General features: G+C 64.8%; 13 protein-coding genes. 9 read left to right on the top strand and 4 right to left on the bottom strand.

Features of this window, described 5'->3' with window-relative positions; genetic code table 11:
* Positions 1 to 143 precede the first annotated feature (143 nt).
* Together pdxH and HHL08_RS06635 are read right to left on the bottom strand one after the other, a co-directional pair.
* The gene (gene pdxH / locus HHL08_RS06640) at positions 144 to 719 is read right to left on the bottom strand and encodes a pyridoxamine 5'-phosphate oxidase (RefSeq protein ID WP_169571683.1); all 576 of its coding nucleotides are present in this window, start codon (positions 717 to 719) and stop codon (positions 144 to 146) included.
* A 104-nt stretch (positions 720 to 823) separates the two neighbouring features.
* Positions 824 to 2,170 carry a hypothetical protein gene (locus HHL08_RS06635; protein WP_169571682.1) on the bottom strand — a complete coding sequence of 449 codons (1,347 nt, stop codon included), beginning with the start codon at positions 2,168 to 2,170 and terminating at the stop codon, positions 824 to 826.
* 183 nt (positions 2,171 to 2,353) lie between these two features.
* Between HHL08_RS06635 and HHL08_RS06630 the strand changes: the two genes are divergently transcribed.
* From HHL08_RS06630 to HHL08_RS06595, 8 genes are all read left to right on the top strand, one after another.
* On the top strand, positions 2,354 to 3,262 hold the full coding sequence (locus HHL08_RS06630; RefSeq protein WP_169571710.1) for a DnaJ C-terminal domain-containing protein: 909 nt from the start codon (positions 2,354 to 2,356) through the stop codon (positions 3,260 to 3,262).
* 15 nt (positions 3,263 to 3,277) lie between these two features.
* Positions 3,278 to 4,243, top strand: a complete 966-nt coding sequence (locus HHL08_RS06625; RefSeq protein ID WP_169571681.1) for a YihY/virulence factor BrkB family protein — start codon at positions 3,278 to 3,280, stop codon at positions 4,241 to 4,243.
* On the top strand, positions 4,240 to 5,046 hold the full coding sequence (fabI, locus tag HHL08_RS06620) for an enoyl-ACP reductase FabI (RefSeq protein WP_169571680.1): 807 nt from the start codon (positions 4,240 to 4,242) through the stop codon (positions 5,044 to 5,046). Before HHL08_RS06625 ends, fabI begins: the two co-directional genes overlap by 4 nt.
* A 5-nt stretch (positions 5,047 to 5,051) precedes the next feature.
* A complete protein-coding gene (locus HHL08_RS06615; protein WP_169571679.1) occupies positions 5,052 to 5,291 on the top strand; it encodes a DUF4160 domain-containing protein in 240 nt (79 codons plus the stop codon).
* Positions 5,284 to 5,637, top strand: a complete 354-nt coding sequence (locus tag HHL08_RS06610; RefSeq protein WP_169571678.1) for a DUF2442 domain-containing protein — start codon at positions 5,284 to 5,286, stop codon at positions 5,635 to 5,637. Before HHL08_RS06615 ends, HHL08_RS06610 begins: the two co-directional genes overlap by 8 nt.
* Positions 5,634 to 6,713 (top strand): chorismate synthase, encoded by a 1,080-nt coding sequence (aroC, locus tag HHL08_RS06605; protein WP_169571677.1) that lies wholly within the window; start codon positions 5,634 to 5,636, stop codon positions 6,711 to 6,713. The genes HHL08_RS06610 and aroC overlap by 4 nt, the downstream gene beginning before the upstream one ends.
* 393 nt (positions 6,714 to 7,106) lie before the next feature.
* The gene (locus HHL08_RS06600; RefSeq protein ID WP_169571676.1) at positions 7,107 to 8,891 is read left to right on the top strand and encodes an SLC13 family permease; all 1,785 of its coding nucleotides are present in this window, start codon (positions 7,107 to 7,109) and stop codon (positions 8,889 to 8,891) included.
* A 74-nt stretch (positions 8,892 to 8,965) separates the two neighbouring features.
* Complete coding sequence (locus tag HHL08_RS06595; RefSeq protein ID WP_169571709.1) at positions 8,966 to 9,763, top strand: PhzF family phenazine biosynthesis protein; 798 nt, start codon at positions 8,966 to 8,968, stop codon at positions 9,761 to 9,763.
* Positions 9,764 to 9,877: 114 nt separating this feature from the next.
* Here HHL08_RS06595 and HHL08_RS06590 read toward each other — a convergent pair whose 3' ends face one another.
* Positions 9,878 to 11,002 (bottom strand): serine hydrolase domain-containing protein, encoded by a 1,125-nt coding sequence (locus tag HHL08_RS06590; RefSeq protein WP_169571675.1) that lies wholly within the window; start codon positions 11,000 to 11,002, stop codon positions 9,878 to 9,880.
* Between the two features lie 37 nt (positions 11,003 to 11,039).
* Between HHL08_RS06590 and HHL08_RS06585 the strand changes: the two genes are divergently transcribed.
* Positions 11,040 to 11,360 (top strand): hypothetical protein, encoded by a 321-nt coding sequence (locus HHL08_RS06585; protein ID WP_169571674.1) that lies wholly within the window; start codon positions 11,040 to 11,042, stop codon positions 11,358 to 11,360.
* 120 nt (positions 11,361 to 11,480) lie between these two features.
* On the opposite strand, the gene HHL08_RS06580 is transcribed toward HHL08_RS06585, so the two are convergent.
* Positions 11,481 to 11,744: a GIY-YIG nuclease family protein gene (locus HHL08_RS06580; protein WP_169571673.1), complete on the bottom strand. Its 264-nt coding sequence runs from the start codon at positions 11,742 to 11,744 to the stop codon at positions 11,481 to 11,483.
* Positions 11,745 to 11,831 lie beyond the last annotated feature (87 nt).

The following is an 11,831-nucleotide window of genomic DNA, read 5'->3' as shown; positions in this document are numbered from 1 at the left end:
CGGATCACCATACCGGCCAGCGGCTTCTGGAAAACGCTGCAATCAAAGGCCTGACAGAAGACCGCGCTCGATCACCTGTTCACCGGTTCAAAAACTTCTTGCCTCACGGGCGGCAACCACAGAAGACTCTTAGCCGTGCCCGCTCAGGGGTAGAGCAGCCCTTCGCTCCATCTGTCGCCGGCCCGTTCGAACAGGCGGCGTTCGTGCAGCCGATGTTCGCGATCCTGCCAGAACTCGATCCGTTCGGGGGTGAGGCGGAAGCCCGACCAGTGCGGCGGGCGCGGCACCGGGCCGCCTTCGAAGCGGGCGCTGACCGTGTCGAACCGGTCCATGAAGGTCTGCCGGTCGGGCAGGGGGCGGGACTGGTCGGATGCCCAGGCGCCCAGCTGGCTGTCACGGCTGCGGGTCGCGAAATAGGCGTCGGCGGTGGCATCGTCGACCGGGCCGACCGCCCCTTCGATGCGGATCTGGCGGCGCAGCGATTTCCAGTGGAAAAGCAGCGCGGCATGGGGGTTTTCCAGCAGATCGCCCGCCTTGCGCCCTTCGAAATTGGTGTAGAAGACGAAACCGTCGGGGCCATGGCCCTTGAGCAGCACCATGCGGACGGACGGCCGCCCGCGCGCATCGGCGGTGGCCAGCGCCATGGCGTTGCTATCGTTGATTTCGGTGTCGCGCGCCTGCGCGTACCACTCGTCGAACAGGGTGAAGGGATCGGTCATGCCCGACCCTTAAGCGGCGGCCCCGCTGCTGTCGATACGCCGTTGTCGATCAGGCGAAGCGCCATTCGGGGCGGCGAGCGGCCACCCCGGATCGCGTGTCAGGATCAGAAGCGGAAGCCAAGGCCCGCCGACCAGCTGGTATAGCTGCCCGCTTTGATCAGGTTCATGTTCAGGCGGATGAGGTCGCGGGCGTTGCGCGCGCTTTCCTCACGGCCGCGCAGGCCCAGCGACAGCGTCACTTCATGGAAAGTGTCATAATAGAGCTTGTCGCCGGCATAGTTGGTCAACGTATAGCTGACCCGCGCCGACGTGTTGCGCCCCAGGCCGCGGAATTTGAGCGGCAGGTCATAGGCCAGGCCGTTGCGGAACGCCCAGTTCTTCAAGCCCGGATTGACGTTGTAGCCAGTGATGCCGGTGCTCAGCGTTGTGGTATAGCCGACCATGTTGCCGATCACGAGCCGCCCGCGGCCCAGACCATCGAGCACATAGCGGCTGGCGATGGTGGTCGACAACATGTTGCCGACCGATCCCAGCTGATCCGACGCCGTGATGCCATAGCCCACACGCGGCTCCAGCGACCAGCGGCGCGCGATGACCGGAAATTCTACGCCTACGCCGAACTGGGCGGTGGCGGCGCGCGCGCCGTTCACTTCCGAATAGCTGACCGGCAGGTCGAATTTCAGCAACGCGCGGCCGCCTTCGGTCAGGCGAAAGCTGCGGGCGACGCGCCCGTCTACCCGCATGAAGTCGTAACGGCCGCCATTCGACGATCCGCCGCTATAATTGGCGCCCATGATCCAGGGGTCGCCCGCCGTGTTGGTGCCGCCGCTATTGGCCGCATCCTGCTCGATCGCCGAATCGCCCGACGACAGGTCCAGGCTCGATCGGACCAGGCCGCTCTGCACCGAACCGGGATTGCCCGCGAGCGGATCGACCGGCGAATAGCGCGCCAGCGACTTGAGCAGAAGGCGGACCAGCCGTTCGGCCTCTGCGCTGTCGATATCGTTGAGATAGCTGTCGAACAGGTCGTAGGACGCCTGGCGCGTCACCCCGTTGAAGCGATTCTGATAGACTTCGCCTTCCGCATCGAGCGCGGGGATGGCGATGCGGAACACCGCGCTGTTGGTGTCGTAGAAACCATAAATGGGCAGGCCGCGAAAATCGATCACGCCGCTGACCGGCAGCCGGTCGTTGTAGCGCGCGCCATAGCGTTCGCGCAGCCGCTGCGGATTCATGAAATCCTGGCCGTCATTGGCGATGTCCAGGCCATAGCTGTCGGTGATCGTCGCGCCGCCACCCACGCCCAGCGTCACGCCGATGCGGAACAGGCTTTCAATGTCGTCCAACTGCTGCGGCGAGGGCGGCGGCGGCCCGACCTGCGCCTGTGCGACAGGTGCGATCGCCCACAGCGCTGCTACGGCGCCAAGCGCGCTCCATCCAAATTTCTGCATATATGTTAAGCCCCCAATTGTCCCGCCATCCCCCGGCGGGCGGTAGGTCGGTAACAGGCCAAAGGGTTATGCGCATACCCCATGCGGGGTATGGCAGGCATTCGGGGACATCCCCGGCTTGAATGTCGGCGCGGCATCGTCCACATAGTCGGCAAGTGATGCTTTTGTGCAACAGGTAGAATGATGGCCGATCCCTATTCCCTTTTGGGTGTGACGCGCAGCGCGACCGAGGCGGAGATCAAATCCGCCTATCGCAAGCTCGCCAAGGAACTGCACCCCGACAAGAACAAGGATAACCCGAAGGCGGCGGACAAGTTTTCCGCCGTGACCAACGCCTATGACCTGCTGTCCGACAAGGACAAGCGCGCCCGTTTCGACCGGGGGGAGATTGACGGCGATGGCAATCCGGCAGCCCCCTTCGGCTATGGCGGCGGCGGTGGTGGTTTTCGCGGTCAGCCCGGTGGTGGCCAGCCGGGCGGCGCGGATTTCGGCGATATTTTCGAAGGGCTGTTCGGTGGCGCGGGCCGTCGTGCGGGCGCGGGCGGCGGTTTCGGTCGGCAGGCGCCGCCGTCAAAGGGCGCCAATGTCGCCTATCGGCTGGCGGTGCAGTTCACCGATGCGGCGACCCTCGCGCCCCAGCGGATCACCTTGCAGGACGGCAAGACCATCGACCTGAAGCTGCCCGCCGGGGTGGAAAGCGGCACCCAGATGCGCCTCTCGGGCAAGGGGCAGGCCGGGCCGGGCGGGGCGGGCGATGCGATCGTCACGATCGAGGTCAAGCCGCACCCCTTCTTCACGCGCGACGGCGACAATGTGCTGCTCGACCTGCCCATCACGCTCGATGAGGCGGTGAAGGGCGGCAAGGTCAAGGTGCCGACCGTGGACGGGCCGGTGATGCTGGGCGTGACCGCGGGTACATCCTCCGGCAAGACGCTGCGCCTGCGCGGCAAGGGCTTTACCGGCAAGGATGGCCAGCGCGGCGACCAGCTGGTGACGATCCAGATCGACGTGCCGGCCGACGACCCGGCGATCAAGGCGCTGGTCGAAAGCTGGCAGGACGAACGGCCGGTGCGCGCCCATCTGGGCGTGTGATGCGTTAGGCCATCCATGCCGATGCCATCGCCCCTGTCGCCCGAATCCCGTCGTCAGCATGGGCATGGCGCGCGCGCGCACTTCCATCGGCAGATGGACCGGGTCAGGCCGGGATCGCATATTTTCGAGGTGGCAAAGCGGGTCGCGGTTGGCACCTATAGCGACGGCTTCATCCACGCCGGGAACCTCGCCTATCTGTCGCTGATGACGCTGTTTCCCTTCTTCATCGTCGCGGCGGCGGTAGCCAGCATCTTTGGTCGCACCCATGACGGGGTGCAGGCGGTCAACGCCTTCCTGACGACGGTCCCGCGCGGCGTCGCCGATGTGGTGCGCCAGCCGATCAGCGACGTGCTGACCGCGCGCAGCGGGCCGTTGTTGTGGCTCGGCGGCCTCGTCGGCCTGTGGACGGTGGGCAGTCTGATCGAAACGATCCGCGACATATTGCGCCGCGCCTATGGCACCAAAAGCACCAAGCCCTTCTGGCGCTATCGCCTGGGCGCGATCGGCATTACGCTGGTCAGCGTCTTCGCACTGATGTTCGCCTTCTCGTTGCAGGTCGCGATCACTGGCCTCGACCAATTCCTCACCAATATTCTGCCCTGGGCGGATGACGCCATCGGTCTGGTCGCATCGGCCAAGCTGGTGCCGATGGCGATCACCTGCCTGGCGCTATGGTCGTTGTTCGCGGCCTTGACGCCTACCCTCTACAAGTCCCGCCGCTTCCCCAAATGGCCCGGCGCGGTGGCGACATCGCTCTGGTGGTATGGCACCGTCCTGCTGTTGCCGCCGACCCTGTCGCTGCTGGGCGGCTATGGTCGCACCTATGGCAGCCTGGCGGGCGTGATGATCAGCCTCATTTTTTTCTTTCTCGTTGGGCTTGGCGTGGTAATTGGCGCGGAATTGAATGCGGCGCTGGCGGAATTTCCCGAAGAGGAACTGGAGGCGGCGGCGAAAGACCCAGGGAACGGAACGACGATATGAACGGCTTGATGGCAGGAAAACGCGGCCTCATCATGGGGCTGGCGAACGACAAGTCGCTCGCCTGGGGCATTGCCCAGCAATTGCACGCGCATGGCGCGGAACTGGCCTTTTCCTACCAGGGCGACGCGCTGGCGAAGCGGGTGCGGCCGCTGGCGGAACAGGTCGGGTCGGATTTCCTCATCGACTGCGACGTCACCGACATGGACAAGCTGGACGCGGCCTTTGCCGAGATCGAAGCACGTTGGGGCGGCCTCGACTTCGTCGTCCATGCGATCGGCTTTTCCGACAAGAACGAGCTGCGCGGCCTATATGTCGACACCAGCCTGGAGAATTTCCTGCTGACCATGAACGTGTCTGCTTACAGTTTTGTGGCAGTCACGAAGCGCGCGCGCGCTTTGATGCCCAACGGTGGCAGCATCCTGACCCTGTCCTATTATGGCGCGGAAAAGGTCATCCCCCATTATAACGTCATGGGCGTGGCGAAGGCGGCGCTGGAAACCTCCGTCAAATATCTGGCGATGGATCTGGGGCCGGAAAATATCCGCGTCAACGCGATTTCCGCCGGACCGATCAAGACGCTGGCCGCCAGCGGCATCGGCGATTTCCGCTATATCCTCAAATGGAACGAGCTGAACTCGCCGCTGCGCCGGAACGTCACGATCGAAGATGTGGGCGGCGCTGGCCTGTACCTGCTGTCGGACCTGGCATCGGGGGTGACCGGTGAAATCCACCATGTCGATGCGGGCTATAACGTCATCGGCATGAAGGCCGAAGACGCACCGGACATCGCGCTGGATAACTAGGAAACGTGCCGACGGTCCTGCGTGAAGGCAATCTGCGGGTTGTGATCTACACGGATGACCATCCGCCGCCGCATGTTCATGTGTTCGGGGATGGCGAAACCAGGATCGCCCTTTTGGGGCAGGATGGTTCGGCAGAAGTGGTGCGGATCGTCGGGGCAGACCGGCGCGAGAGTCGACGCGCTCTCTATATTGTGCGAGAAAAGCGGGACTATCTGCTCGAAAGGTGGCGAGACATTCATGGGTGAGTTGACCCAGACGCAGTTCGAAGAAGCCGTCAGGCGCGGCGAGCATGATCTGGCGATCAAGCCGCGCGCTCGTGCTGCGCGCTATGACCGGGACAGCGGCCATGTCGTGATCGATCTGGTCAGCGGGGCCACCTTCTCCTTCCCGGCCACCTTGGGGCAAGGGCTGGAGCAGGCGAGCGCCGATCAACTGGACAAGGTCGAGATTGCAGGGGCCGGATTCGGCCTGCATTGGGAAGAACTGGACGCCGACTTGACCGTGGAGGGCCTGATGGCCGGCCGTTTCGGCAGCCTGCGCTATATGGCGCAGCGTTTCGGCTCCGATTGGGATAGCGAAGCAGCAGAATGAGTTTCAACAGTTTCGGTCGCGTCTTCCGCTTCACCACCTGGGGCGAAAGCCATGGTCCTGCCATCGGTGCGGTGGTGGACGGGTGCCCGCCGGGTTTGTCGCTCAGCGAAAGCGACATCCAGCCATGGCTGGACCTGCGCAAGCCCGGCACGTCAAAATTCACCACCCAGCGGCGCGAAGCGGACGAAGTGCGCATCCTGTCGGGCGTGTTCGAAGGGCGGACCACCGGCACGCCGATCAGCCTGATGATCGAGAATACCGACCAGCGGTCGAAGGATTATTCGGACGTCGCCAAGGCATACCGCCCCGGCCATGCCGATTACGCCTATGACGCAAAATATGGCTTTCGCGACTATCGCGGCGGTGGGCGCTCCTCGGCACGCGAGACGGCCAGCCGGGTCGCGGCGGGCGCGGTCGCGCGCGCGGTCATCCCTGAAGTGGATATCTTCGCCTATGTCAGCGCCATCGGTGGCGACGCGATCGATTATGCGAATTTCGACCCATCGCAGATCGGCCAGAACCCCTTCTTTTGCCCTGACGCGGAAGCGGCGAAGCGCTGGGAAAAGCTGGTCGACGATGCGCGGCTGGATGGCTCTTCGCTCGGCGCGGTGGTCGAATGTATCGCATCGGGCGTCCCCGCCGGTTGGGGGGCGCCGCTCTATGCCAAGCTCGACAGCGAACTGGCGAGCGCGATGATGAGCATCAACGCGGTCAAGGGCGTCGAGATCGGCGACGGTTTCGCCGCCGCCAACCTGCGCGGCGAGCAGAATGCGGACCCGATGCGCCCCGGTAACGACGGCCCGGTCTTCCTTGCCAACCATGCCGGCGGCATCGCCGGGGGCATTGCCACCGGCCAGCCGGTCAAGGTGCGCATCGCCTTCAAGCCGACCAGCTCGATCCTGATCCCGGTCGAAACGGTGACGCGGGAAGGCGAAGCGTCCAACATCATCACCAAGGGCCGTCACGATCCCTGCGTCGGTATTCGCGGCGTGCCGGTGGTCGAGGCGATGATGGCGCTGGTGCTGGCCGACCAGAAGCTGCTGCACCGCGCGCAATGTGGTGAGGAAAAGGAATAACTCCAAGCCCGTTCGCTTCGAGCGTGTCGAGAAGCGTGTAGCGCGGCGTTGCCCGTTTCTCGACTGCGATCGAAACGAACGGAGGTCGGCAACTTCGACGCGGCGAGCCGCGCGAATCCCGCGCCCAATGTCGATTCGATGCGAGACGACTCGGCTCCACTACGATAGCATGACGAACATCGCCCGCGAGAGGGCAAGCGGCAGAGCGTAAGCACAGGGAGCGTCATTACGCGCCAAAGCGTTTTTCTCGAAAAACGCTGCGATTAAAAAGTGTGAATTGACGGTCAAAACGTCCCTAAACGCCGCGACACGGGCCAGCCATGCAACCATGGCTGGCCCATTTCGTTCCACCCGTGGATGGACACGCGACCACGCGATCCGACGGGGGATTCTATGCATTTCATCACCGCGCTGCTGGGCGTCTACCGCGCGGAAATCGGCCTGCTGATCCTCGCCTGCATGTTCGTCGCCTTCGTGCGCGAACGCTATTCGCCAACCGTCATCGCCGTGGTCGGCGCCTGCGCCTATGGCATATTCGGGATGCTGGATGAAAAGGCGATGTTCTCCGTCTTTTCGAACAGTGCGCCGCTGACGGTGGGCGCAATGTTCGTCCTGTCGGGCGCGCTGGTGCGCACCGGCGTCATCGGCCGCGTCGCCGACCTCATCATGACCCGTGCGGAGCGGCATCCGCGCATTGCGCTGGCCGAAGTGGCGCTGGGTGCGCTGCTGCTGTCGGCCTTCCTCAACAACACGCCGGTCGTCGTGCTGTTGATCCCGATCATGTTCAAACTGGCGCAGGCGACCGGCTACCCGGTCAAGAAGCTGTTGATCCCGATGAACGTCATCGCGGTGCTGGGCGGCTGCCTGACGCTGGTCGGCACCTCCACGAACCTGGTCGTCGCCGGTATCGCCGCCGATCAGGGCATGGACCGGTTCGGCATTTTCGACATCACGCTTTATGGCGCGGCGGGCGCTGCGGCGGGCATCGTGGCGCTGCTCTGCCTATCCTTCCTGCTGCCCAGCGACCCTCCGTCGATCGCGGGCGAGAATGGCGGGACGGCGGTGCAGGATTATCTGACCGAACTGGTCGTGCCGCAGGACAGCGAGGATATCGGGCGCGAAATCGGCGCTTTGGGGCTGTTCGGACGATCGGTGCAATTGCTCGGCCTCAAACGGAGCGGTGACATAAGGCGGCAGGGGCTGGAGACGGAGGAATTGCGATCCGGCGACCATCTGATCGTGCGGGCGGATGGCGCGGCGATCATGACGCTGCGCGAATCGGGCCAGTTCGAGCTGGGCGTCGCCGCCGATTCGCGCACCAGCGCGCAGGACGGCACCGTCGTCGAGGCGATGGTCGCGCCCAGCCACCCGTCGATCGGCGAGCGGTTGGGCGACATTCCTTTCCTTCATGCGCTGCGGGTGCGGATCATCGGCATCCATCGCGCGCGGCATTTGCCGGGTCCGGACCTCGCCGAAACGCGCGTTCGCGGCGCGGACCGGTTGCTGGTGGCCGGCGGTGACGATGCCATGCGCGCGCTGAAGGATAATCCACACCTGATCGGCGTCGACATCAGCCGCACCCGCGCCTTCCGCCCGCGCAAGGCGTGGATCGCGATGGCGGCGATGGCGGGCGCGGTGCTGCTGTCCGCCTTCGACGTGGTGGGCATCGGCATGGCCGCCGTGATCGCGGTCGGCCTGATCCTGGTCACCCGCTGCATCGACCCGGAAGAAGCCTGGGGCGCGATCGATGGCGACACGCTGATCCTGATCTTCGCGATGCTGGCCGTGGGGCTGGCGCTGGAGCAGGCGGGCAGCGTCACGCTGATGGTCGGCTGGATCACGCCATTGATGGAGGTCGCACCGGCCTGGACGCTTGTCTTCATCGTCTATTTCGCGGCCCTCATCCTGTCGGAACTGCTCAGCAACAATGCGGTGGCGGCGCTGCTGACGCCGATCACCATCGCGCTGGCGCACCAGTTGGGCGTGGAGCCGCGCCCCTTGGTGATCGCGCTGATGATCGGCGCATCGGCCTGTTTCGCAACGCCGATCGGCTATCAGACCAATGCGCTGGTCTATGCCGCGGGCGATTATCGCTTTGCCGATTTCGTGCGGATCGGCGTGCCGATCAACATCGTCGTTGGCCTCGCGGTGTGCAGCGCATTAGTCCTTCTGGGCTGAACTGGCCCTGTTCTTGGCCATCCCGCCGCGCCATCACGGCGCAAATGCATAAGGATCAGCCCATGACCAGACCCGTGACCAGCCTAGCCTTCACCCAGGTCGATGCCTTTGCCGACGCGGCCTTCACCGGCAATCCCGCCGCGGTGATGCCGCTCGACGCCTGGCTCGACGACGCTGTACTTCAGGCCATTGCGGCGGAGAATAACCTTTCCGAAACCGCCTTTACCGTGCCGACGTCGGATGATCCCGATGCAGATTACGCCCTGCGCTGGTTCACCCCGACGGTGGAGGTGAAACTGTGCGGCCATGCGACGCTGGCCAGCGGGCATGTGTTGCTACAGGGGGAAGAGATCCGTTTCCGTACCCGCCATTCCGGCATCCTTACCGTCACGCGCAATGGCGATGGCTATGCGTTGTCGCTCCCCGCCTGGGACATGGCGGCCAAGGCGCTGCCGGAGCTGGCGGCAGGCCTCGGCGGCGCACCGGTCGAATCACACTGGCACGATGGCGGCTACAGCCTTTTCCTCTTCCCCGATGCTGCCGCCGTGCGCGCACTCACCCCCGATTTCGCGGCGCTCAAGCGCCATGGCGATGTCATGCTGATCGCCACGGCAAGGGGTTCGGGGCCGGGCGAGGACAGAGATATCGTCAGCCGGGTCTTCGTGCCGGGCGGCGGCGTGGACGAAGACCCCGTCACCGGATCGGCGCATAGCCTGCTCGTGCCCTTCTGGGCTGCGCGGCTGGGTAAGGCGCAACTCAGCGCCTATCAGGCATCGGCGCGGGGCGGGCGGCTGGGCTGCACCCTGGCCGGGGACCGCGTCATCCTGACCGGTCAATGCCGTACCGTGATCGAAGGGCGCTTTTTTCTCTGACACCCATTCCGTTCGCCCTGAGCCTGTCGAAGGGCTGTTCTTTTTTACCACGCCGGAAGAAGGCAGGGCTTCGACAGGCTCAGCCCGAACGGATGTAGGTAAGACCGGCTGTCCCTACCCCGGAAACAACCCCATCAACCGCGCCAGCGCGCCGCGCACCGCGGCGCGCTGTTCCTTCTCTGGCGACATGCCGATCCGCACCACGGTCAACCGCTGCGATGGGGAGATCAATATATATTGCCCGTTATGCCCGACGCAGCCGAACAGGCTGTCGGGCGCGCGGCCCGGCATCAGGGCGCTCTCGCTGCTTTCCCGGTTGAGCCACAGATGCGCGCCATAGGCGGGGTTGCGCGGCGATGGCGTGCGCATGAAATCGACCCATTTTTCCGGCAATATCTGATGGCCGTTGGGCGATCGGCCGTGGTTGCGCAGCAATTCGCCAAAGCGCCCATAATCGCGCCCGGTCATGTGCAATATGCTGCCGCCGATCATCGTGCCCGCCGCATCATATTCGGGAGTCAGGCTGGGCAGGTTGCCCGGTGCCTTCAGCCGCCCGTCGATGAACGTCGCCATCGCCCGCCGCCGCACCGCGGGGTCCGCGCTGCTGGTCAGCATCCGCGTCATCAGGTCGGACAGGATGACGCTGCTGCCGGTCGAATAGGAAAAGACCGCGCCCGGCGCATGGGCGATCGGCTTGGATTCGGCATAGGCGCGCATGTCCTGCGCGCCGTCCATGAACAACATGCGCGGCGTATCGCCACGGGTGATCGGTTCGCCATCCTCGACATGGTCCAGCCCTGACCGCATTTGCAGCAACTGGCGCAGGGTGATCTTGCCGCGTGGATCGCCCGGCTGGCTCCAGGCCGCGACCGGCACCGACGAATCGAGCGCCAGCCGCCCGTCCGACACCATCAGGCCGACCAGCACCGCGGTCACGCTCTTGGCGATCGACCAGGACAATAATTTAGTGTCGGGGCTGAAACCGGGGGCGTAGCGCTCCGCGATCACCTGGCCGTCGCGCATCACCAGCAGGGCGCGCGTCTCGCCCATCGCTTCATCCTCGAACAGCGGGTCGATCGCGGCGCGCAGCGCGTCTGCGCCCACGACGGCGTCGCTGGCCACGGCATAGACGGGCGCGGGGGCAGGGGCCGCGCGGACGACCAGCGTCCCGGCGACCACGACGCCCGCGGCGCCCAGCGCCAGTCCAAGGCGCTTTACGATTCGGCTATAGATCGGCATAAGCCGCCGCCCTTACGCAACGGAATCGAAAAGGGCCATGGTGGTTCGACGGAAATGGTGGTTATCGGGCGGCTTGCTCCTTCTGGCGCTGCTCGCGCTTGTCGCGTGGCAATGGACGACGCTCAGCGCGCGGGCGCGCCTGGGCGCGGCCTATGGCGCGCGGATCGGCTGTTCCTGCCGCTATGTCGAAGGGCGCGACATGGGCAGTTGCGACGCGGACAAGGAACCAGGCATGGAATTGGTGCGCCTGACCGACCTACCCGACAGCCGCGCGGTGGAAGCCAGCGTGCCGCTGCTCGCCAGCCGCACCGCGCGGTTCAAGCCGGGCTGGGGGTGCCTGCTCGACCCGGTGGGGTGAGGGGAGGCTTCTTAACGGTCTGGAGACGACCATTTTTTGCCTTCAAAACATGGTGTGCCTTTGTCCGGAAGCGGCCGTTTCCCTCATCGTCACCCCAGCGAAGGCTGGGGTCTCAGGCGGTCACGAGATAGCGTCTGACATATCGCGCCAACTTGGATTCCTCTCTTCGACAAGCCGGATTTTCCATTCCCGCTTCCAGGCTTTGAGCGCCTTCTCGCGGGTAATGGCGCGCATGATGTCATCATGTGGCTCGGCTAGAACCAAGCGGGTCAGCCCGTATTTTTTGCAAAAAGCCGAACCAGTGCCGTTTCGATCTTGTTCGGCGCGTGCTGCAATGTCGGCTGTGACGCCGATATAGAGAACACCCCTCGGCTTGTTGGTCATGATGATAGGTGTAGCCGCCTCGCGCCATGCCCTACCGTAGCGCGCGGCCGCCTGAGACCCCAGCCTTCGCTGGGGTGACGGTGGATT

The organism is Sphingobium psychrophilum (genome assembly GCF_012927105.1).
In the GTDB taxonomy this organism is placed as follows: Bacteria; Pseudomonadota; Alphaproteobacteria; order Sphingomonadales; family Sphingomonadaceae; genus Sphingobium; species Sphingobium psychrophilum.
The sequence above is the reverse complement of the archived record's forward strand: the minus strand, read 5'-3'. Positions and strand labels throughout refer to the sequence as shown.